Here is a 21,976-nt window from a genome sequence, read left to right on the forward strand (position 1 = left end):
ACTGCTCACGCATCTCCGGACCAGCTCACTAGTCGCCGGTGGCGCCGTCGATCCGCTCGCGGATGAGGTCGGCGTGGCCGTTGTGGCGGGCGTACTCCTCGATCATGTGGAGGTAGATCCAGCGCAGGTTGTAGTCCCCGCGGTCGGGTCGGCTGACCACATCGTCCAGGGAACGGCCCGCGGCGGCCCTGTCGGCCTTGGCGATCTCCTCCCGCCAGATGGCGAAGGCGGCCTCCGGGGCGTCCTCGTCGGTGAGGTGGAATTCCCCGTCCGGATCCTCGTCGCTGTACCAGATCGGGCCGATGTCCTGCTGGTCGAGCACCCGGCGGAACCAGCTCCGCTCGACCTCGGCCATATGCCGTACCAGACCGAGCAGGGTCAGCCCGGACGGCGGCGCCGACGCCTCGCGCAGCCGCTTGTCGTCCAGTCCCTCGCACTTGAGGGCGAGGGTCGCGCGGTGGAAGTCCAGCCACCCCTCCAGGCTGGTGCGCTCATCGGCGGTCCGAGGCGGGTCGGGGCGTTCTGTGGTTGCCATGGCGGTCATGATGGCCGCGCCGCAGCCAGCCCGCCACGCGTTATTCGCCGAGCATCCCGCGCAGCAGCTCCTCGAACCCGGTGCGCAGCGCGGCGAGGTCGGGTGCGGCGTCGTGGTCGGCGCCCGCGGCGCAGCTGAACATCAGCCCCTCGCACCAGGCCACCAGTGACCGGGCGTGCCGACGGGGCTCGGTGGAGCCCAGTGCCGTCATCATCGCCTCAAGCGGCTCCCGGAAGCCGCGCCCCGTGGCGTCGTAGAACTCCCGCAGCTCGGGGCGGCGGGTCGCCTCCAGCGCCAGCTCATAGCGGGCGATCAGCAGATCGCGCTGGGTGGTGAGCGAGCGGTGCAGGGCGAGCGCGAGCGCGTCGGCCGGTCCCGCGACCGGATCGGTTCCGTCCGGTGCCGCGCCGCCCGGCATCCCGTCGGGCGCCAGTGCCTCCGTCTCCCGCTGGGCCAGCCGCCGGACCGCCGCCTTGAGCAGGGCGGCGCGGGTCCGTGCGTGGTTGGAGGTCGAGCCGAGCGGCAGCCTGGCCGCCTCGTCCACCGCACGGTGCGTCAGCCCCCGCATGCCGCGCTCGGCCAGCAGCGCCAGCGCGGTGTCGGCGATCAGCTCGGCGCGGGACGCGCCGGACGCGGCGGCGGACGGCGCGCCGGACGCGGCGGCGCCCGAAGCGGAGGCGGTGGTTCGATCAGCGGTCATGGGGTCAACCTAAGCCCATCCGCCATCCGTACTACGGATGTAGTAACCTCAATGAGTACTACATCTGTAGTTCTTCTTGGAGGAGTCATGCAGCAGCCCCGTGCCCTCGTCATCGGTGCCGGAGTCGGCGGGCTCACCGCCGCCGCGGCCCTGCACCGCCGCGGCTGGTCCCTCACCGTCCTGGAGCGGGCCGTCCGCCTCGAGCCGGTCGGCGCCGGAATCTCCCTCGCCGCCAACTCCCAGCGCGCCCTGGACGCCATCGCGCTCGGCGACGAGGTGCGGGCGCTCGCCGCCTGGCAGGGCGGCGGCGGACTGCGCACCCCCGGCGGCCGCTGGCTCTCCCGGATGGACAGCGCCACGATGACCGAGCGCTTCGGCGGCCCGCTGGTGCTCCTCCACCGGGCCACCCTCGTCGACCTGCTCGTCTCCCGGCTGCCCGAGGGCGTGGTCCGCACCGGGACCGCCGCCCGGCTGACCGACCCCGGTGCCGCCGGCCGCCCGGCCCGGGTCACCACCGAGGACGGCGACCACGAGGCGGACCTCGTCATCGGCGCCGACGGCATCGACTCGGCCGTGCGCGGCACGCTCTTCCCGGACCACCCCGGGCCCCGCTACGCCGGATTCACCACCTGGCGCGTCGTCATCCCCGCCCCCGACCGGCCGTTCGAGCCGCATGAGACCTGGGGGAGGGGCCGGATCTGGGGCACCCAGCCGCTCAAGGACGGCCGGGTCTACGCCTACGGGGCGGCCGTCGCCCCGCCCGGCGGCCGGGCCCCGGACGACGAGCTGTCCGAACTGCTGCGGCTCTACGGCGACTGGCACCGCCCCATCCCCGATGTCCTGGCCTCGGTCGCGCCCCAGGACGTGCTGCGCCATGACATCCGGTACATGGCCGAGCCGCTGCCCGCCTACCACCGGGGCCGGGTCGCCCTCCTCGGCGACGCCGCCCACGCGATGGCCCCCACGATGGGGCAGGGCGGCAACCAGGCCATCGAGGACGCCGTCGTCCTCGCCCACCACCTGGCCCCCGATACCGCCGATCCCTCCGCCGCGCTGGCCGCCTACACCCGCGACCGGCTGCCCCGCACCATGGACGTGGTGCGCCGCTCGGCCCGATCCGCCCGCATGATCACCCTCACCAGCGCCCCCGCCGTCGCCTTCCGCGATGCCGCGATCGCCGCCATCGGCCGCCTCGCCCCCGGTATCGCCATCCGCTCCTTCGACGGCGTCGCCGACTGGCGCCCGCCCACCCCCACGTATCCTGCGGGGCACGGCGGAAGCCAGGACCGCACGGGACCGGGGAGAACAGGGGAGAACACATGAGGGTTGGTTGCGTCGGGCTCGGCGACATCGCGCAGAAGGCGTATCTGCCCGTCCTGATGGCCCGCCCCGGCCTGGAACCGCATCTCCACACCCGCACCCCGGCCACCCTCCAGCGGGTCGCCGACACCCATCGGATCCCCGGGGCCCAGCGCCACGCCGACCTGGACTCGCTGCTCGCGGCCGGGCTCGACGCGGCCTTCGTCCACGCCCCGACCGACACCCACGCCGGCCTGGTCACCCGGCTGCTCGAGGCCGGGGTGCCCACCTACGTGGACAAGCCGCTCGCGTACCACCTCGCCGACAGCGAACGGCTGGTGCGGCTCGCCGAGGAGCGCGGGGTGAGCCTGATGGTCGGCTTCAACCGGCGCTACGCGCCCGGCTACGCCCAGTGCCTGGACCATCCGCGCGATCTGATCCTGCTCCAGAAGAACCGCGTCGGCCTCGCCGAGGACCCGCGCACCCTGGTCCTGGACGACTTCATCCACGTGGTCGACACCCTGCGCTTCCTCGCGCCCGGTCCGGTGGACCACATCGACGTGCGCGCCAGGGTCCGCGGCGGACTGATACACCATGTGCTGCTCCAGCTGTCCGGGGACGGGTTCACCGCGGTCGGCGTGATGAACCGGATGAGCGGCTCCACCGAGGAGGTCCTGGAGGTCTCAGGACAGGACACCAAGCGGCAGGTGCTCAACCTGGCCGAAGTGGTCGACCACAAGGGCCAGCCGAGCGTGCGCCGCCGGGGCGACTGGGTGCCGGTGGCGCGGCAGCGCGGGATCGAGCAGATCACCGACGCCTTCCTGGACGCGGTGCGCTCCGGGCGGCGGATCGGCGCGGAGGACGCCCTGCACACCCATGAGCTGTGCGAACGGGTCGTCAGGGACGCCCTGGAGTCGGCTGGTCTGTCCGCCGGTCCGACGGCCGGTCCGGCTGCTGGTCCGGCCGCTCACCCGGCGCCCGGTCCGGCCTCCCGCCCGACGGCCGGTCCGTACGCCGTCTGAGCGCCCGGCCCCCCTCGGCCGCGCAGAAGACGGCGAGCGCCGCCATCGCCCCGTACACCGGCCAGGGCCCGATCCGCACATACGGGCTGGTGCCCTCCCCCAGCGGCACCGTGTAGACGGTGGCCGCGCTGGTGCCGGTGGACATCCGGGGGCCCACCGGCTCGCCGCGCGGCCCGAACACCGCGCTCTCCCCGGTCAGCGTGGCGTGCACCATCGGCCGCCAGGTCTCGGCGGCCCGCAGCGCGGCCAGCGAGGCGTGCTGCTCCGGCGCCCAGCTCCCCTGGAAGGTCGAGGTGGAGGACTGGACGACCAGCATCCGCGCCCCGTCCCGCGCCAGGGCCCGGCTCATGTCGGGGAACGCCGACTCGAAGCACACCAGCGGCCCGATCCGCAGCGAGCCCGGCAGCTTCATCACCACCGGCTCGGTGCCCCGGTGGCGGTCCTCGCCGGCCGCCCTGCCCACCGAGGTGGCCCAGCCAAGCAGCGGCCGGGCCGGGATGTACTCCCCGAAGGGGACCAGCCGCATCTTGTCGTAGCGCTGCCCGGTCGGGCCGTCCCGCCCGATCAGCACCGAGCTCTTGTAGATGCCGGGCATGTCACCGCGCCGCGCGTCCACGTTGACCAGCAGCTCCGCGCCGACCGTCCGGGACAGCCCGGCCAGCCGCCGGGCCAGCTCCGGATGGGCGGTGAGGTCCTGGGCCACGCTGCTCTCGCCCCACACCACCAGGTCGACATCGCGCCCGGCCAGCTGCCGGGTCAGCTCCGCGCCGCGCTCGAAGCGCGGCCCGGGCCCCGGGATGACCCCCGGCTGCACCACCGCGATCCGCGCCGTCCCGGGCTCCTTGGCCTGCGGCACCCAGGCCCACGCCCCCGCCACCGCGGCGCCGCACGCGGCGAGCCCGGCCAGCGCCACCGTACGCCCCCGGGCCACCGCGATCAGCACGGTCACCGCCACGTTCACCAGCACCAGCAGAAAACCGAGCAGCCAGACCCCGCCCACCGAGGCCAGCCGCAGCGCGGGCGCCACCTGCCACTGGCTCGCGCCCAGCAGCCCCCAGGGCCCGCCGAGATACTCCCAGGACCGGACCAGCTCGGCCATCAGCCAGACCGACGGCAGCAGCACCAGCGCCGCCGCCACCCGCCCGGCACCCGGGCGGCCGTGCAGCAGCCGGTGGGTCAGCCACCCCCAGGGCACCCACAACAGCCCGAGCAGCAGCGCCAGCAGCACGATGAACACATGGAGGCTCGGCATCAGCCAGTGGTGTACCGCGAGCAGGAACCCGGCGCCGCCCAGCCAGCCGTCCCACATCGCCCGGCGGGCGGTGGGTGCCGAGCGCGTCAGCAGCAGCCAGGGCACCAGGGCCACATACGCCCACCACCACAGCGAGGGCGCGGGAAAGGCCAGTGCGGGCAGCGCGCCCGCCAGCAGCGCCATCGCGCCGCGCCACCACGGGGAGGCCAGCCGCCGCCCCCACAGACCCCCGCCGCCGACCGGCCTCCGCACCTCGGGCGCCCCCCTCCTGTTGGCACAGGGCCAGTGTGCGGGAGTCAGCCGATCATGAACAGGGCGGGGGTGCGCCGGAGCGTGCTTCATGCCGATTCCGGGAGGTGGTGTTCCGGGCTGTCGTGTTCCGAGGTGTCGTGTTCCGGGCCGTCGTGTTCCGGGCTGTCGTGCTCGGGGAGGTCCTGTTCGGCCCAGATGAGCTTGCCGCCCTCGGTGTAGCGGGTGCCCCAGCGGCGGGTCAGCTGGGCGACGAGGAACAGCCCCCGGCCGCCCTCGTCGGTGGTGCGGGCGTGGCGCAGCCGCGGCGAGGTGTTGCTGGTGTCGGTGACCTCGCAGATCAGCACGTCGTGCCGGATCAGCCGCAGCCGGATGGGGCCGGTGCCGTGGCGGATGGCGTTGGTGACCAGCTCACTGACGATCAGTTCCGTGGTCGTCATCAGCTCCTCGAGACCCCACTCGGCGAGCTGGCGCATCGCCAGCGAGCGGGCGTTGGCCACGACGGCCGGATCGGAGGGCAGGTCCCAGGAGACGACATGTCCGGCGCCCAGACCGTGGGTACGGGCCAGCAGCAGGGCCACGTCGTCGGTCTGCGGGCAGGTCAGCAGGGTGTCGACGACCGTACGGCAGAGCTCCTCCAGCGGCAGCACGGACTGGCCGAGGGCGTTGCTCAGCCGGCTGAGGCCGACGTCGATGTCCTGGTCACAGGTCTCGATGAGCCCGTCGGTGTAGAGGGCGATCAGGCTTCCCGCGGGCAGCTCCAGTTCCGCCGACTCGAACGGCAGCGACCCCAGGCCCAGCGGGGGACCGGCGGGCAGCGCGGGGAAGGTGACCTCGCCCGAGGGGTCCACGATCGCGGGGGTCGGGTGGCCCGCCCGCGCCATGGTGCACCGCCGGGTGACCGGGTCGTAGACCGCGTACAGACAGGTGGCGCCCAGCACCGCGGCCGCCACGCCCTCCTGCCCGGACTCCTCCTCGGTGAGCCGGATGACCAGGTCGTCCAGGTGGGCCAGCAGCTCCTCGGGCGGCAGGTCCATATCGGCGAGCGTGTGCACGGCCGTTCGCAACCGCCCCATGGTGGCCGCCGCGGTGATGCCGTGTCCGACCACATCGCCGACCACCAGCGCCACCCGGGCGCCGGACAGCGGGATCACATCGAACCAGTCGCCGCCGACCCCGTTGCGCGCGTCCGTGGGCAGATAGCGCGAGGCCACCTCGACGGCCTGGCCGCCGCTCAGGGCGTGCGGCAGCAGACTGCGCTGGAGGGCCAGCGCGGTGGCGTGCTCACGGCTGTAGCGGCGGGCGTTGTCGATGTTCAGCGCGGCCCGTGCGACCAGCTCCTCGGCGAGCAGCAGATCGTCCTCCTCGAACGGGTCCGGATGCCGGGAGCGTACGAACGTGGCCACGCCCAGCAGGGCGCCGCGCGCCCCGATCGGCGCCACCATCAGCGACCGCATCCCGAACTCGCGCACCTTCGCCGTCCGTACCGGATCGTCCCCGGACCAGGCGGTGATGGAGTTGCCCATCACGGGGTCGAGCAGCGCCTCCCCGGAGAAGAAGCACCAGGCGAAGGGGGACGTGGGGGAGATGGCGACCGCGTCCCCCTGCTCCGCGATCGACTCCGGGCACCCCTCCCGGATCGACGCCTGACCCGCCCGGCGGAAGGCGGGCAGGGTCTCGCCGGGGGCCTCCAGGGGCTCCCCGCCGCGCAGGATGGAGTCCAGCAGATCGACGGTGACGAAGTCGGCGAGCCGCGGCACCGCGAAGTCGGCCAGCTCCTGGGCGGTGCGCATGACGTCCAGGGTGCTGCCGATGTGGGAGCTGGACTCGTTCAGCAGCGCCAGCCGCTCCCGGGCCCGCCAGCGGTCGGTGACGTCGATGACCATGTGGCACACGCCCACCGGACGGCCCTCGGCGTTGTCCAGGCGGAAGAAGGAGGTCGAATACGCGTGCTCGCGGTGGGGCTCGGCGATCGTCCAGCCCCGGTACTCGTAGTCGATCACCGGCTTGCCGGTCTTCAGCACCTGCCGCAGCTTCGCCTCCAGCGCCTCGGTGTCCAGCCCCGGCAGGCACTCCGCCATCCGGCGTCCCAGTCGCTGCTCGCGCGGCAGCCCGCCGTAGCGCTCCAGCGTGTCGTTGATCCACACATACCGCAGCTCCGGGCTGAGCACGGCCATCCCGACCGGCGACCGGGTCAGGAACGCCTGGAGCAGCGAGCCGCTGAGCGCCCAGGTCGGGATGGAGCCCACGTCGATCCCGGAGACCAGCCACGAGACATCGCCGTCCGGGTCGCGCATGGCGGAGATCCGCAGCCCCACTTCGATCCGGCGGCCGTCCCGGTGCCGGAGCCGCCCCAGGCCGCCCCAGCCGTCGTGCTTCTGGCACCACGAGCCGATCGCCCCGGCCTTTGCCGCGTCCTCCGGCGCCGCCAGCAGCATGCTGGCCGACTGCTTCATCGCATCCGCGGCCGGGTAGCCGAGAAGTCGCTCCGCCGCCGGGGTCCAGCCGATGATGGTCCCCGTGGCGTCGATCAGCGCCGAGGCCGCATCCGCCATGTCGAAAGGGACATGCGTCTCGGTCGGCGCGATTCCCTGGGGGATGGCCATCGCACCCGTCCCATCTGCGGATACATTTCCCTTAATACTATGACTTCCCCGCCTCCCCGGTGGTGGAAAGTCGACGCTTGACAACTCTCCGGTGTACGCCTGAGGATCACCGCGTGAACTTGTCAGACAGCCAGACAGGCGATTCCGGATCCGCCTCGCCCCGTCGCGTCAGCGCGATGGAGGCGGTCCTCACCCACCTCCGGGAAGCCATCGAGCGCGGCGATTACGCGGTGGGGGACAAACTCCCCTCCGAGGCCGAGCTGTGCCGGCGCCTGGAGGTGAGCCGACCGGTGCTCCGCGAGGCCCTGAGGGCCCTGCAGACCATGGGGCTGACCGCCTCACGCACCGGCAAGGGCACCTTCGTCATCTCCAGCGGTCCGGTGGCGGACCCCACCTTCGGCGACTACGCCGCGAGCGACCTGCTGGAGGTGCGCCGGCACATCGAGCTCCCGGTGGCGGGCTACGCGGCGGTGCGCCGCTCCGCCGAGGACCTTGACCACCTGTCCCATCTGCTGGAGCGGATGGAGCGGGAGACCGACACCACCGCATGGGTGGCGATGGACACGCTGTTCCACCTCGCCGTGGCCCAGGCGGCCCAGAACCCGGTCTTCCGGCGGGTCATCGAGGAGATCCGCGATGCCCTGGCGCGGCAGTCGGCATTTCTCAATGAACTCGGCGGCCGCCGCGAACAGTCGAACCGGGAACACCGGGCGATCGTCGAGGCGCTTGCCGACGGGTCCGAACACGACGCGGTGGAGGCCATGGCCCACCACCTCGAACGCGTGGAGACCACCCTGACCACCATCGTGCGGCCCGCCGCGGCGGACAGCCGGACGACAGCACCGACGGAAGGCGGACAGCAGGCGTGAGCGAGCAGTCCCTCCGGCAAGAAGAACGCCCACAGCACCAGGCCGAGCGCCCCGCGCACGTGGACGCGGGCGACGCCGGTTACAGCAAGTCCCTCAAGGCCCGGCACGTCAACATGATCGCCATCGGCGGCGCCATCGGCACCGGCCTCTTCCTCGGCGCCGGCGGGCGGCTCAAGGACGCCGGGCCCTCACTGGCCCTGGCGTACGCCGTCTGCGGCGTCTTCGCCTTCCTGGTGGTGCGCGCCCTGGGCGAGCTGGTGCTGCACCGGCCGTCCTCCGGCGCGTTCGTCTCCTACGCCCGTGAGTTCCTGGGCGAGAAGGGCGCCTTCGCCGCGGGCTGGATGTACTTCCTGAACTGGGCCACCACCGGGGTCGCCGACATCACCGCCGTGGCGACGTACACCCACTACTGGGGGATGTTCACCGAGATACCACAGTGGGTGATCGCCCTGATCGCGCTGGCCGTGGTGCTCACGGTCAACCTGATCTCGGTGAAGATCTTCGGTGAGCTGGAGTTCTGGTTCGCGATCATCAAGGTCGGCGCGCTCGTCGTCTTCATGGCGATCGGCATCTTCCTGCTGGTCACCCGGGAGCAGGTGGCCGGCACCAGCACCGGACCCAGCCTGATCACCGACCACGGTGGCGTCTTCCCGCACGGTGCGCTGCCGATGCTGCTGGTCATCCAGGGCGTCGTCTTCGCCTACGCCTCCGTGGAACTGGTCGGCGTGGCCGCGGGAGAGACCGAGAACCCCGAGAAGATCATGCCCAAGGCGATCAACTCCATCATGTGGCGGGTGGGTCTGTTCTACGTCGGCTCCGTGGTGCTGCTCTCGATGCTGCTGCCCTCCGGCTCCTACTCGGGCGACGAGAGCCCCTTCGTCACCGTGCTGTCCAAGATCGGTGTCCCGGCGGCCGGCGGTGTGATGAACCTCGTCGTGCTCACCGCCGCGATGTCCAGCCTCAACTCCGGGCTGTACTCCACCGGCCGGATCCTGCGCTCGATGGCGATGTCCGGCTCCGCACCCAGGTTCACCGGCGCCATGAGCCGCACCCATGTGCCCTACGGAGGCATCCTCCTCACCTCCTCCTTCTGTGTGCTGGGCGTGGGCCTGAACTATGTGGTGCCGGACGAGGCGTTCGAAATCGTGCTCAACTTCGCCGCGATCGGCATCCTCTCGACCTGGGCCGTGATCATGCTCTGTCATCTGCTGTTCTGGCGGCGCGCCCAGTCCGGTCAGGTCAGCCGCCCCGGCTACCGGCTCCCCGGCTCCCCGTACACCGAGGTCGTCACCCTGGGCTTCCTCGCCTCCGTCCTCGTCCTGATGTGGGCGGACGGCGGCCCCAGCCGACTGACCGTCATGGCGCTTCCGGCGATCCTGGCGGCGCTGGTCATCGGCTGGTACGCGTCCCGCGGCCGGGTGAAGGACCCCTCGTGAGCCATGCTCTGAGGAATCGCTGAGCAACCGCTGAGTCATCACCGAGGAATCGTTTCTCCCGCGCGGCCGAACCACCCCTCCGGATCTCCGCGCGGGCGTACCACCCCCGGACGCCCTCCCCTCCACCACCACTCGGAGGAATCCATCCCGTGAACACCCCTGACCACGAGAGCACCACCATGGACACCCGCCTCGGACGGACCGACGACGCGACCCGCCGTACCCCGGCCGAGCCCCCCGCCGTCCGTGCCCCCCGCCATGTGCCGCTCGCCCATGTGGTGCGCGGCGGGGCCATCGAGGGCGTCCACCACGGCTCGGTCGTCGTCCTGGCCGCCGACGGCCGGGTCGCCTTCCAGGCCGGCGACATCGACGTGGCCTGCTACCCGCGTTCCGCGCTCAAGCCCGTCCAGGCCGTGGCCCTGCTGCGGGCCGGGCTGCCGCTGGACGGGGAACTGCTGTCGCTCACCGCCGCCAGCCACTCCGGCCAGCCGCGCCATCTGGACGGAGCACGCCACATCCTCGGCCGGGCCGGGCTCACCGAGGCCGACCTCCGCAACACTCCGGACCTGCCGTACGGCGCCGCCGAACGCGACGCCTGGCTGCGGGACGGCGGTGGGCCCACCCGGCTCGCCCAGAACTGCTCGGGCAAGCACGCCGCGATGCTGCTCACCGCCCGGCTGCGCGGCTGGCCGCTGGCGGACTACCTCGACCCCGCCCATCCGCTGCAGCGGCTGATCGCCGAGACCGTGGAAGACCTCACCGGGCAGCGCATCGCCCTGGTCTCGGTCGACGGCTGCGGCGCACCGCTGTTCTCCGTCTCCCTGCGCGGGCTCGCGACGGCCGCCGCCCGGATCGCCTCCGGCGCCATGGACACCCCCGAGGGCCGGGTGGCCGCCGCCCTGCGCGCCCACCCGGAGATGGCGTCCGGCACCGACCGGGACGTGGCCCGGCTGATGCGCGCCGTACCGGGCCTGATCGCCAAGGACGGCTTCGAGGGCGTGCAGATCGCGGCGCTGCCCGACGGCCGCGCCGTCGCCGTGAAGATCGCCGACGGTGCGGACCGCGCCCGGATGCCGGTGACCGCCGCGGCCCTCGCCCACTGCGGGACCGACCCCGGAGTCCTCGCCGAGTTCGCCACCACGCCGGTGTACGGCGGCGGGGCCGCCATCGGCGGTGTGCACCCCACCGACGTCCTGGCCCCGCCCACCGGCTGACCCCGCCCACCCTCACCAGGAACCGAGGAAGACCGCACACCATGAGCGCCACCGGCCACCGCCGCGAACACGACCTGCTCGGCGACCGCGACGTCCCCGCCGACGCCTACTGGGGCATCCACACCCTGCGCGCCGGAGAGAACTTCCCCGTCACCGGCACCTCCATCGCCGCCCATCCGCACCTGATCGGCGCCCTGGCCGCCGTCAAGGAGGCCGCCGCCCGGGCCAACGAGGACCTCGGGCTGCTCACCACGGCGAAGGCCGACGCCATCGCGGCCGCCTGCCAGGAGATACGCCGGGGCGCCCTGCACGACCAGTTCACCGTCGATGTGATCCAGGGCGGCGCCGGGACCTCGACCAACATGAACGCCAACGAGGTGATCGCCAACCGGGCGCTGGAGCTCCTCGGCCATGCCAAGGGCGACTACGACCGGCTCCACCCCAACGAGGACGTCAACCTCGGCCAGTCCACCAACGATGTCTACCCGACCGCCGTCAAGGTCTCCACGATCACCGCCGTCCATGAGCTCCACACGGCCATGGACACGCTGCGCCGGGCGTTCGCCGCCAAGGCCGAGGAGTTCCGCGACGTCCTGAAGATGGGGCGCACCCAGCTCCAGGACGCGGTGCCGATGACGCTGGGCCAGGAGTTCTCCGCGTACGCCGTGATGCTGGAGGAGGACCAGGCCCGGCTGCTGGAGGCCGCCACCCTGGTGCACGAGATCAACCTCGGCGCGACCGCCATCGGCACCGGCCTCAACGCCCCCACGGGCTATGCCGAGGCCGCCCGCCGCCACCTCGCGGCCATCACCGGATTGCCGCTGGTCACCGCCGCCAACCTGGTCGAGGCCACGCAGGACTGCGGCGCCTTCGTCCATCTGTCGGGCGTCCTCAAGCGCATCGCGGTCAAGCTCTCCAAGAGCTGCAACGACCTGCGGCTGCTGTCCTCGGGCCCGCGGGCCGGACTCAACGAGATCAACCTGCCCCCGGTGCAGGCGGGTTCGAGCATCATGCCCGGCAAGGTCAACCCGGTGATCCCCGAGGTGGTCAACCAGGTCGCCTTCGAGGTGATCGGCAACGACGTCGCCATCACGCTGGCCGCCGAGGCCGGACAGCTCCAGCTCAACGCCTTCGAACCGATCATCCTGCACTCCCTCTCGGAGAGCGTCGCCCATCTGCGCGCCGCCTGCCTGGTGCTGGCCGAGCGGTGCGTCGCGGGCATCACCGCCAACACCGAACGGCTGCGCACCTCCGTGGAGAACTCCATCGGCCTGGTCACCGCGCTCAACCCGTACATCGGTTACGGTGCGGCCACCAGCATCGCCAAGGAGGCCCTGGCCACGGGCCGCGGCGTGGCCGAACTCGTCCAGGAAAAGGGCCTGCTGCCCGCCGACCGCCTGGCCGAGGTGCTGAGGCCGGAGGAGCTTGCGGGCCAGGACTCAGGGCTGCGCCCTTAGCCGCACAACCGCCGGGGCCGAGCTGTGGGGGAGGAGGTCGGCGGGGTGGTCCGGGCCCGCCACGGCGATGCGGACGCTGTCGGCGATGCGGTAGGGGCGGTGTGCCAGCACCGCCCCGACGCGTCCGCGCAGCCGTGACATCGCGGCCCGTACGGTCACCGTCCGCGTCGGATCCCCGAACAGGTCCTGGGCCAACTGCGCCGCCGTGCGCCCCTCGGGGTGGGCGGCGAGCACCAGCAGCACCTCGGCCTGGCGGGCGCTGAGTTCATGGATCCAGGTGCCCGAGGGACCCGTGAAGGTCAGGGTCCAGCGGTGCGGATGGCGCACGTCAAGCAGCAGATCGCCCCAGCCCGCCGGACCGGTCCCCGGGGATGCCTCGCCGTCCAGCACCCGCAGCAGATGGCCGCCGGGCAGCGGCTCCACCGCGCACGCGCCGAGCGCGGGCAGCCACACCGGCCCGTCGTACGGCGCCTTCGGCAGCAACAGCCGGCGCTCGCGCGGGGTCACCCCGGTGACCCCGGCGATCCAGCCGTGCTGGTCGACCACGACGGCCTTGCCGTGGATCCGCGCCAGCAGCGGCGCGGCGACCGCGCGCAGGCCCTCCAGCTCCCGGCTGTGGGCGAGGCGCAGTTCGCCCTCGGCCCACCGGGCGGTCGCGGTGACCAGGGAGAGCACCGTGGGATGGGCGGTTCCGGCGGGGCCGCTGACGTCGATGACGCCCAGCAGCCGTCCGTCGCTCGGGTCGTGGACCGGGGCGGCGGCGCAGCTCCAGGTGTGGAAGGCGCTGACGAAGTGCTCCGCCGAATGCACCCGCACGGGCGACTTGACGGCGAGCGCGGTGCCGATTCCGCTGGTTCCGGCGACGTCCTCGGCCCAGTGCGAACCCTCTACGAGCGCGATGCCGTCGGCCTGCCGTCGCACCCCCCGATGGCCGTCGATCCACAGGATCCGGCCCTCCGCATCGGCGATGATCATGAGGTGCGCGGCCGCCTCCGCCGCCTCGAGCAGCCCGTCCCGCAGGGTGGGCAGCACCTCGGCCAGCCGGGTCTGCCGCCTCCGCCGCTCCAACTCCTCCAGCCCCAGCGGCCGTGGCGCGCGCCCGTGATCGGGATCGAGGCCCAGGCGCAGCATCCGGTCCCAGGAGGCGCCGATCACCGGGCGGGTGGGCAGCGGAAGCCGTCCCCGGCTCAGCGCCGCCTCGCGGATCACCGCCATGAGACGGGCCGATTCCGTGGGGCTCAGCGCGGCCAGGGGACTGGCGTCGCGGGGTCGCTGGGTACGCATGGATGGCAGCCTTCAGCCTCTGCTGAGCGGGGCTTCGTCGCTCCGAGATTGTAGTGAAGAGGTACGGCGGGTGTGCGGTCGCGAAGGTGTGAAGAGGCAACCGTAACCAAGCGCGAGGTCCTTCAGGCCGGTTGTCAGCCGCTGCTGGTACTGTCCCGGACCACGGCGAAACGAACGCAAGTTCTGCAAGGGGTGGGATGTGATGGCCATGGCCGTACACGGGGGACATGGCAAGGGCGCCCGTGCGGCCGGTGCCGTGCTCGCCGCCTTCCTGCTCTGCGGCGGCGCGGTCGGCTGCGGATCGTCAGGTGCGGACGGAAAGCCCGAGGGCAAGGCGGGGGAGAAGTCCCCGGAGCAGATGCGGATGGCCCCGGCGGCGGCGGTGCGCGCGGCGGCCAGGAAGAGCGAGAAGCTCACCTCGTTCCGCTACCGGATGAGCGGCCGCACCCCCGAGGACGGGCGGATCGAGGGCGACGCGGCGCTGAGCACCAAGCCGCCCGCCGTCAGGATGAAGATGCGCGCGGTCGACCGGGACGCGAACGCGGCGGTGGAGATCCGGATGCTCGACGGGGCGATGTACGTCGGCGGGAGCGAGGAGGCCGCCGCGGGGCTGCACGGCAAGAGCTGGCTCAAACTGGACTTCGGCGGACCGGGCGGGAAGGCGGCCGGCGGGCTGGGCGGTGGTTCGCTCTCTCACCAGGCCGAGAAGAACCCGGCCGACGAGTCGGCCTTCCTCTCCGGCGCCGACGATGTGAAGCGGATCGGCGAGGAGACCATCGACGGGGTGCGGACCACCCACTACCGGGGCACCATCACCCTCCGTCAGATGCGCGCGGGCCTGAAGGACCAGGACGCGGCGACCCGCGAGCGCCGCGAGAAGAACCTCAAGACGTACGAGAAGGTGGGGATCGACCGGGTGTCCATGGACCTGTGGGTGGACCCGGACGGCCACACCAAGCGGTTCCGCGTCCGCGGCGAGGGGGACAAGGGCCCGCTCGACATGACCATCACCTTCTCGGCACTCAATGAGCCGGTCACGGTGAAGGCGCCGCCGGAGAGCCAGACCATGGACCTCGCCGAGCTGGGGCAGGGGGCCGAGGGCTGATCCGCCGATCCGGCGAGGGCGCCTTCACCGGTGGGCGGTCGCGGCGGGCTCAGGCGCCCGCGGCGCCCGCCCCGGCCACGAGGGCCGAATCGTCCTCCACCCGTGCGCCGGGCAGCTGGTGCCGGGCGGCGATGAGCGCGGCGTCCACATCCTGCGTCCCGGTGGAGACGCACAGGGTGTAGGCGAGGTCGTCCATCCGCTGCCGTACCTCGGTACCGCCCGATTCGGCGTGCAGCATCCGCAGCGTCTCGTACTGATCGATGAGGTTCTGAAGTACGACCGGGTGGGCCATCAGCACGGCAGTGGTCCTTTCTCAGCCGACGGGTTGGCACCAGACGCGTACCCCCATGGCCGGAGGGCATGTACGTGTTTCATCTAACAGCGCCCGCGGAGAATCGGTTGGGTCAGATGTCGCGCCGCTCCAGGGGCTGATTGGCCGGGCCCTGGAGCACCCGGCCGTCGGTGCCGAAGCGCGAGCCGTGGCACGGGCACTCCCAGGCCCGCTCGGCGGCGTTGAACGCCACGAGACAGCCCAGGTGGGTGCACCGGGCCGAGACCGCGTGAACCGTGCCGTCCTCGTCCCGGTAGACGGCGCTGCGCCGCCCGTCCAGCCGGACCACCGCCCCGGTGCCCGGGGCGATCCGGTCGACCGAGTCGGCGCCCGGGGCGCTCAGCCGGTCGCCGACGAAGTGCTTCCCGACGTGGAACTGGTGGCCGAGCAGCGCCGAGCCCTCGCGCAGCGCGGTCCCCAGCCGCCGGGGGTCATAGAGCCCGGCCCACTCCGGCCGCTCACCGCCGATGAGCGCGGTGAGCAGCCGCCCCGCCATGATGCCGCCGCTCAGGCCCCAGCCCGCGAAGCCGGTCGCGACATAGGTGTGGTGGGCGCCGGGGTGGAAGGGGCCGACCAGCGGCACGGTGTCGGTCGGGTCGTTGTCCTGGGCGGCCCAGCGGTGGGTGATCTCCACGCCGGGGAAGCGCTCCCGGGTCCAGTCCGCCAGCCGCCCGAAGCGCTCGGCGGTGTCCCCGGTGCCGGGGGTGAAGCTCTCACCGGTCACGATCAGCAGCCGCTGCCCGTCGCCGTACGGCGCGGTGCGCACCGACCGGGTGCGCTGGTCGGGGGTGATGTACGCGCCCCTCGGATCCCGGTCGGCGGCAAGGGGCGCGGCCACGACGAGTTCGCGGCGCGGCGAGAGCCGGGCGAACAGCAGTGCCCGGTCGAACACCGGATAGTGGGTGGCGATCACCACGTCCCCGGCCGTCACCACCGCCCCGCCCTCCGTGGTGACCCGGCAGGGGGTGCCCTCCTCCAGACCGGTGGCGCGGGTGTGCTCATGGATCCGCCCGCCGCGGGCGCGCAGATCCCCGGCGAGCCCGAGGAGGTAGGCGCGCGGATGGAACTGCGCCGCTCCCTCGGCCCGGACCGCGCCCGCGACCGGGAAGGGCAGCCCGGTCTCCGTCACATACGAGGCGGGCAGCCCCGCCTCGCTCGCGGCGTCCGCCTCGGCGCGCAGGCTGTCCGCGCGCCCCGGGTCCTCGGTGTAGGTGAAGGCCGGGACGCGCTCGAGCTCGCAGTCGATACCGAGTTCGGCCGCGATCGCCGCGGCCCGTTCGACGGCCTCGGACTGCGACCGCGCGTACAGCCGCGCGCCCTCCGGCCCGCGGGTGCGCCGCAGCCGGTCGTAGACGAGCGAATGCAGCGCCGTGAGCTTGGCCGTGGTGTGGCCGGTGACGCCCGCGGCGATCCGGTCCGCCTCCAGCACCGCCACCCGGTGCCCGGCGCGGGTCAGCTCCCATGCGGTGCTCAGCCCCGCGATCCCGGCGCCGAGCACGGCGACATCGACCTCCAGGTCCTCGGTCAGGGCCGGGTAGGGGGTGCCGGACGGGGCGGTGTCCATCCAGTACGACTCGGGTACGCCGGGAAGTTCTGTCACCGTTCCAGAGTGCCCACCGGAGCCCGCCCGAAGCGGTTGGTTCGCCCGGGCCGGGCCAACCGGCCGCCGTCTACACCGGGCCCTCGGCCGCGATCAGCGCCGAGGCGGTCCGGGAGTGCAGCGAGTCCAGGGTGGTGAGCTGCTGCCCGGCCCGATCCAGCAGCTCCGCGAGGCGGCCCGTCTGCAGCCGGGTGTCATGGACGGCCACCGCGAGCAGTGAGCGCCACAACAGCGCCTTGCCCTCCACACCCATCCGCAGCGCCTCCAGCCCCACCAGCGTGTTCACCCCGGTGCGCCGCCGCGGCCTGGAGCCCGGCGTCAGCCGCGCCGTGCGCTCGGCCGCCCGCGACGCGCGGAGCTTGCCGCGGCGCACGGGAACGTCGAGCGAGGCCATGCACCACAGCAGCGACCTGCGGTCCTGGACGAGCTCCGCGGTGAGCCTCGCCAGCTCGCCGCCGTAGGCCGAGCGCCGGTGTCTGCGATTCATCCGGCGGGCCAGCCCGACCGCTGCCGTGGCGGCCACCAGATGGTCGTTGAGGTAGATCCCGAGCCACGGCGGCGCGTGGATGCCGCCGGAGCGGGTCGCGGCCGGTACAGCCATGGTCGTCCTCCCGACGCCGGGCCCCGAGCAGCGCTGTCAGGACTCCGACGGGTACCCGCCCGGAGGACTCCCAAGAGACCGCCGCCGGGGAGCCGCGCCGCGGGCCGAGGACCGAGATCTCCGCCTCGTCCCGCGATCCGTCCGCGAGGTGGTCCGGTCCGGGGGGACCCCGGACCGAGCCATGCCTCGGTCGGACGGGCGGACCGAGTCAACGCGGCCCCGGCGCACCCATGGCGTGCAGCGGTCCCCGGTGCAGCGGCGTCGTGCGCCACCGCGCGGTGAAGACGCGGTCCGCGAGGGAGCAGGTGACCAGCAGATGGTGCGGGGTCTCCAGGAACGCGATGTCCACGGTCAGCGTGTCCGGGTCCGTCCAGCCCCCGCTCACCGCCGTGGGAACGGGCGCCTCCGGCCGGATGTGCACCCGCCACCCCGCGCCGTCGAATCCCAGGTCCAGCCGGGACGCCCGCTCGGCCAGCGAGACGGCCCAGCCGCCGGAGCCGTCCTCGGCCACGGTGACCCCGGTCAGGGTCGGCTGATCCGCGCAGGCGCCGCCCGCGGGGGCGAACTCCGCGCCCGACCACGCGCCGGGGTCCGAGAGCGGCGCGGGCTTCGCCGCCAGCGGCGGCAGGGCGAGCCGGGACAGCCGCCGCTCCAGCGCGGCGTCCTCGTCCCCGCGGCCGGTGAGCGGCGCGTCGCCGAAGGCGGGCAGCAGATGCTCCCAGACCGCGTCCAGGACGGCCTGCATCCGCTCGGTGTCCGCCGTGGTGGCGATCACCACATCGTGCTCGGGCAGCACCAGGAGGAACTGCCCGTACGCCCCGTCGCCCCGGTACCCGTGGCGGGACATCCAGAACTGCAGCCCGTATCCCAGCCGCCAGTCCGGCCCCGACCCGGCTGCCATGGGCTCGGCTGTCGGGATCCACCGCCGTGTCGCGTCCTGGACCCAGGAGGCCGGAAGCAGCCGCTCGCCCTCCCACTCACCGCCCCGCAGATACAGCAGCCCCAGCCGGGCGATCGCGTCGGTGGCCGCGAACAGCCCGCTGAAGCCGAGGTCGCGCCCGGCCGGCACCTGGAGCCAGGACGCCTCGCCGATGCCCAGCGGATCGAACAGGCGCGGCCGCAGGTACTCCGTCAGCGACTGCCCGGTCACCCGCTGGACGATCGCGGCCAGCGTGTACGTGGCGGGCTGGTTGTACGCGAAGACCGTGCCCGGCCTGCGATCCGGCGGCAGCCGCAGAAAGCCGCGCACGGGCTCCTCCGGGTCCAGCCCGAACGCCCGGTCCAGCGTCTCCTCGAGGTGTCCGCTGGCCATGGACGCGACATGGCGTACGAGCATGGCACGGCTGCCCGGGTCGGTGATCTCCGCCTCGAACTCGGGGAAGTACGAGATCACGGGAGCGCCGAGGTCCAGCAGCCCCTCGGCGGCGGCCAGCCCCGCCGCCGTGGAGGTGAAGCTCTTGCTGAGCGAGTAGAGCAGATGCGGCCGTTCGGCGGTGTACGGCGCCCACCAGCCGGAGGCGATCAGCCGCCCGTGGCGCAGGATCATCAGACTGTGCGGCTCGATGTCCGGCGAGCCCTCGACGGCGTCGAGGAAGGCGTGGACACCCCGCGCGTCCACGCCCTCGGCGGCGGGGGTGCTGGTGGGCAGCGGATGAGCACTCATCAGAGGCGTCCTCGTGGGGTCAGGGGCGGGCCGGGCCAACCCTTCCCGGCGGGGCGGCGGGTGTCCAGAGGGTTTTGTGCCGTTGGCGTTGCCGTTGCCGTTGGGGTCGCAGTCGCAGTCGCAGTCGCAGTCGCAGTCGCAGTCGCAGTCGCTGTCGCAGGAGACGGTCGTCGCTCGTCCTCACGGTCGCCGTCGTGGGACGGTGGCGACGCTCAGCCGCGGCCGGTGTCGATGACGCAGAAGCGGTTTCCGTCGGGGTCGGCGAGCACGATGAAGTCGGCGTCCGGCGGATAGAACTCCCACCGGACCCTCCGCGCGCCGAGCGACACCAGCCGCTCGACCTCGGCCGCCTGATCGGCGGCGTCCCCCGCGTAGAGGTCCAGATGGACCCGCGGACGCTCCTGGACCGGGGTGTCGCTGCGGCCGAGCGACAGCCGGGCGCCGGTGCGCCCGTCCGCCGGGACCAGCACCACCCAGTCGTCCTCGATCTCCCCGCGCGGGACGTATCCCAGGGCCCGCGTCCAGAACGCCGCCGCGCGCCGGACGTCCGAGACCCCCAGCACCACGGAACCGATCGACAGCATGCGTCCAGTCAAGCAGAGGGCGCGGTTGCCGGGGGCCGATCGCCCATTGAGAGGATCGGTGGTGACGGATCGGCGGCGACGGATCGCCGGTGGTCCGCGAACGCACCAGACGCCGGAAGGAACGAACACCTCGTGACCGACTCCGTGACCGACCGCGTGACCGATTCCGTGACCGACGACGACGCCGTGCTGACGCGCGTCGAGGGCCGCGCGGGACATCTCACCCTCAACCGGCCCCGCGCCCTGAACGCCCTCACCCATCCGATGGTGACCCGGATCGCCGGGACCCTCACCGACTGGGAGCGGGACCCGGCCGTAGCGGCCGTGGTGATCGACGGGGCGGGGGAGCGCGGGCTGTGCGCGGGCGGCGACATCCGTCTGATCCACCGGGATGTGACCTCGGGCGGCGGCGCGGCCTCGCGGGCCTTCTGGCGCGACGAGTACACGCTCAACGTCAGGATCGCCCGCTATCCCAAGCCCTATGTGGCCCTGATGGACGGCATCGTGATGGGCGGCGGCGTCGGGATCTCGGCCCACGGCGGGGTGCGGATCGTCACCGAGCGCTCCCGGGTGGCCATGCCCGAGACGACGATCGGCTTCGTACCGGATGTCGGCGGCACCCATCTGCTGGCCCGCGCACCGGGCGAGCTGGGGACGCACCTGGCGCTCACGGGAGCGTCGGTGGGCGCCGCGGACGCCCTGCGCTGCGGGCTGGCCGACCATGTCGTCCCCTCCGGGCAGCTGCCCGCGCTGACCCGGGACCTGGCCGCGGAGCCGGTGGCGGAGGTCCTGCCCCGGTACGCCGTCGAGGCCCCGGCCGGGACCCTGGACGGCCACCGGGAGTGGATCGACCACTGCTATGCGGCGAACACCGTCGAGGAGATCGTGGACCGGCTGCTGGCCGTCGGTGAACCGGCCGCCAAGGAGACCGCGGAGACCCTTCTCGCCAAGTCCCCGACCGCGCTGAAGGTCACGCTGGCCGCCGTCCGCGGGGCCCGGGCGCTCGGCTCGCTGGAGCGCGTGATGGAACAGGAGTACCGCGTCTCCTGCGCGGCCCTGTCCCGCCCGGACCTCATCGAGGGCATCCGCGCCCAGGTGATCGACAAGGACCGCCGCCCCCGCTGGACCCCGGCGGCTCTCGCCGAGGTCACGGACGCGGAGGTGGCCGGTTTCTTCGTACCGCCCGTCGACGGTGACCTCCGCCTGGCCGAGGCCCCGTAGCCGGACGCTCCGTAGCCAAACGCCCCGCGGCCCCGTCGGCGCCGTTGGGCGCGCCGCCGGCGCCGACAAGGCGGGCCCGCTGGTGTCGTTGAAATAGTGTGCCAAGCTACACACTTCGGCGACGGGGTGCCCCGGGGCCCCGCGGGCGGTCACCAGCTGCTCTTGGTCACCCCGGGGAGTTCGCCCGCGTGGGCCATCTCGCGGAGCCGGATGCGGGACAGCCCGAACGCGCGCAGATGGCCGCGGGGGCGGCCGTCGATGGAGTCGCGGTTGCGTACCCGGGTGGCGCTGGCGTCACGGGGCTGGCGGCGCAGCTCCCGATGGGCGTCGAGCCGTTCCTCAGCCGGGGTCCTGGGGTCGGCGATGACCGCCTTCAGCTCGGCGCGGCGCTTGGCGTAGCGGGCCACGATCACCCGGCGCCTCTCATTCTTGGCGATCTTGCTCTTCTTGGCCATCAGACCTTCCCTCCCCGGGCGCGGATACGGGCCACGGCGGCCTCGATGCCGATCGCGTCGACCGTCTTGATGGCCTTGGTGCTGAGGGTGAGCCGGATGTGGCGGCCCTCGCTCGGCAGCCAGTAGCGCTTGTGCTGCACATTGGGGTCGAACCGGCGCTTGGTGCGGCGGTGGGAGTGCGAGATCCGGTGCCCGAAGCCGGGCTGTCGGCCGGTGAGTTGGCAGTGGGCGGACATGGTTCCTCCGTTCGGTGGTGTGGTGCGGACGTCGCCGCAGCGTAGCAGCTAGATGAAAATGAAAACCACTTCTGTGTATGCTGCGACGCATGGCACGCAATGAACTACGCCCGATCATCAAACTGAGGTCCACCGCGGGCACCGGCTACACGTATGTGACCCGCAAGAACCGGCGGAACGACCCCGACCGGCTGACCCTGCGCAAGTACGACCCGGTCGCGGGTCGCCATGTCGACTTCCGTGAGGAGCGCTGACCG

Annotated in this window: 20 protein-coding genes and 1 pseudogene; 9 read left to right on the forward strand and 12 right to left on the reverse strand. The window is 73.0% G+C overall.

All coding sequences use genetic code 11. The features are described 5' to 3' along the window. Positions 1–28: 28 nt before the first annotated feature. Positions 29–535 (reverse strand): DinB family protein, encoded by a 507-nt coding sequence (locus VT50_RS25920; protein ID WP_046085535.1) that lies wholly within the window; start codon positions 533–535, stop codon positions 29–31. A 40-nt stretch (positions 536–575) separates the two neighbouring features. Then, positions 576–1,235, reverse strand: a complete 660-nt coding sequence (locus VT50_RS25925) for a TetR/AcrR family transcriptional regulator (RefSeq protein WP_046085536.1) — start codon at positions 1,233–1,235, stop codon at positions 576–578. An 87-nt stretch (positions 1,236–1,322) separates the two neighbouring features. Here VT50_RS25925 and VT50_RS25930 point away from each other — a divergent pair, with 87 nt between their 5' ends. Both VT50_RS25930 and VT50_RS39730 read left to right on the forward strand, forming a co-directional pair. Next, a complete protein-coding gene (locus VT50_RS25930; protein WP_046085537.1) occupies positions 1,323–2,558 on the forward strand; it encodes an FAD-dependent monooxygenase in 1,236 nt (411 codons plus the stop codon). Continuing rightward, positions 2,555–3,556: a Gfo/Idh/MocA family protein gene (locus tag VT50_RS39730; RefSeq protein WP_420822225.1), complete on the forward strand. Its 1,002-nt coding sequence runs from the start codon at positions 2,555–2,557 to the stop codon at positions 3,554–3,556. The genes VT50_RS25930 and VT50_RS39730 overlap by 4 nt, the downstream gene beginning before the upstream one ends. A 202-nt stretch (positions 3,557–3,758) precedes the next feature. Here VT50_RS39730 and lnt read toward each other — a convergent pair. Both lnt and VT50_RS25945 read right to left on the reverse strand, forming a co-directional pair. Further along, positions 3,759–5,150, reverse strand: a pseudogene (gene lnt, locus VT50_RS25940) (apolipoprotein N-acyltransferase); the annotation flags it as partial. After that, positions 5,147–7,663 (reverse strand): SpoIIE family protein phosphatase, encoded by a 2,517-nt coding sequence (locus VT50_RS25945; RefSeq protein ID WP_240529312.1) that lies wholly within the window; start codon positions 7,661–7,663, stop codon positions 5,147–5,149. The gene VT50_RS25945 and the pseudogene lnt, both read right to left, overlap by 4 nt. A 113-nt stretch (positions 7,664–7,776) precedes the next feature. Here VT50_RS25945 and VT50_RS25950 point away from each other — a divergent pair, with 113 nt between their 5' ends. The 4 genes from VT50_RS25950 to aspA all read left to right on the forward strand — a co-directional run bounded on the left by VT50_RS25950 (position 7,777) and on the right by aspA (position 12,639). Beyond that, the gene (locus VT50_RS25950) at positions 7,777–8,532 is read left to right on the forward strand and encodes a FadR/GntR family transcriptional regulator (RefSeq protein WP_075200318.1); all 756 of its coding nucleotides are present in this window, start codon (positions 7,777–7,779) and stop codon (positions 8,530–8,532) included. Beyond that, positions 8,529–9,968, forward strand: a complete 1,440-nt coding sequence (locus VT50_RS25955; RefSeq protein WP_046085540.1) for an amino acid permease — start codon at positions 8,529–8,531, stop codon at positions 9,966–9,968. Before VT50_RS25950 ends, VT50_RS25955 begins: the two co-directional genes overlap by 4 nt. A 179-nt stretch (positions 9,969–10,147) precedes the next feature. After that, complete coding sequence (locus tag VT50_RS25960; RefSeq protein ID WP_046085590.1) at positions 10,148–11,182, forward strand: asparaginase; 1,035 nt, start codon at positions 10,148–10,150, stop codon at positions 11,180–11,182. A gap of 41 nt (positions 11,183–11,223) precedes the next feature. Beyond that, positions 11,224–12,639, forward strand: a complete 1,416-nt coding sequence (aspA, locus tag VT50_RS25965; protein WP_046085541.1) for an aspartate ammonia-lyase — start codon at positions 11,224–11,226, stop codon at positions 12,637–12,639. Here aspA and VT50_RS25970 read toward each other — a convergent pair. After that, the gene (locus VT50_RS25970; protein WP_046085542.1) at positions 12,622–13,923 is read right to left on the reverse strand and encodes a GAF domain-containing protein; all 1,302 of its coding nucleotides are present in this window, start codon (positions 13,921–13,923) and stop codon (positions 12,622–12,624) included. The genes aspA and VT50_RS25970 overlap by 18 nt on opposite strands. Before the next feature lie 202 nt (positions 13,924–14,125). On the opposite strand from VT50_RS25970, the gene VT50_RS25975 reads away from it, so the two are divergent. Continuing rightward, positions 14,126–15,028, forward strand: a complete 903-nt coding sequence (locus VT50_RS25975) for an SCO4651 family lipoprotein (RefSeq protein ID WP_046085543.1) — start codon at positions 14,126–14,128, stop codon at positions 15,026–15,028. Between the two features lie 49 nt (positions 15,029–15,077). On the opposite strand, the gene VT50_RS25980 is transcribed toward VT50_RS25975, so the two are convergent. The 5 genes from VT50_RS25980 to VT50_RS26000 form a co-directional block, all read right to left on the reverse strand. Continuing rightward, positions 15,078–15,326 carry a DUF5133 domain-containing protein gene (locus VT50_RS25980; protein ID WP_046085544.1) on the reverse strand — a complete coding sequence of 83 codons (249 nt, stop codon included), beginning with the start codon at positions 15,324–15,326 and terminating at the stop codon, positions 15,078–15,080. Between the two features lie 106 nt (positions 15,327–15,432). Beyond that, positions 15,433–16,959, reverse strand: a complete 1,527-nt coding sequence (locus VT50_RS41045; protein WP_046085545.1) for an FAD-dependent oxidoreductase — start codon at positions 16,957–16,959, stop codon at positions 15,433–15,435. A 70-nt stretch (positions 16,960–17,029) separates the two neighbouring features. Beyond that, positions 17,030–17,560, reverse strand: a complete 531-nt coding sequence (locus VT50_RS25990; RefSeq protein ID WP_046085546.1) for a hypothetical protein — start codon at positions 17,558–17,560, stop codon at positions 17,030–17,032. 208 nt (positions 17,561–17,768) lie between these two features. After that, the gene (locus tag VT50_RS25995; RefSeq protein WP_046085547.1) at positions 17,769–19,223 is read right to left on the reverse strand and encodes a serine hydrolase domain-containing protein; all 1,455 of its coding nucleotides are present in this window, start codon (positions 19,221–19,223) and stop codon (positions 17,769–17,771) included. 212 nt (positions 19,224–19,435) lie between these two features. Further along, positions 19,436–19,807: a VOC family protein gene (locus VT50_RS26000; RefSeq protein WP_046085548.1), complete on the reverse strand. Its 372-nt coding sequence runs from the start codon at positions 19,805–19,807 to the stop codon at positions 19,436–19,438. A gap of 132 nt (positions 19,808–19,939) precedes the next feature. Here VT50_RS26000 and VT50_RS26005 point away from each other — a divergent pair, with 132 nt between their 5' ends. Then, on the forward strand, positions 19,940–21,028 hold the full coding sequence (locus tag VT50_RS26005; protein WP_078840654.1) for an enoyl-CoA hydratase/isomerase family protein: 1,089 nt from the start codon (positions 19,940–19,942) through the stop codon (positions 21,026–21,028). A 149-nt stretch (positions 21,029–21,177) separates the two neighbouring features. On the opposite strand, the gene rpsN is transcribed toward VT50_RS26005, so the two are convergent. Both rpsN and rpmB read right to left on the reverse strand, forming a co-directional pair. Then, positions 21,178–21,483: a 30S ribosomal protein S14 gene (gene rpsN / locus VT50_RS26010; protein WP_046085549.1), complete on the reverse strand. Its 306-nt coding sequence runs from the start codon at positions 21,481–21,483 to the stop codon at positions 21,178–21,180. After that, entirely contained in the window at positions 21,483–21,719 is a 237-nt protein-coding gene (gene rpmB / locus VT50_RS26015) for a 50S ribosomal protein L28 (protein WP_046085550.1), read from the reverse strand. The genes rpsN and rpmB overlap by 1 nt, the downstream gene beginning before the upstream one ends. An 89-nt stretch (positions 21,720–21,808) precedes the next feature. Between rpmB and rpmG the strand changes: the two genes are divergently transcribed. Then, on the forward strand, positions 21,809–21,973 hold the full coding sequence (rpmG, locus tag VT50_RS26020; protein WP_017949758.1) for a 50S ribosomal protein L33: 165 nt from the start codon (positions 21,809–21,811) through the stop codon (positions 21,971–21,973). Positions 21,974–21,976: the final 3 nt, after the last annotated feature.

This window comes from Streptomyces antioxidans, assembly GCF_000968685.2.
Taxonomy (GTDB): Bacteria; Actinomycetota; Actinomycetes; order Streptomycetales; family Streptomycetaceae; genus Streptomyces; species Streptomyces antioxidans.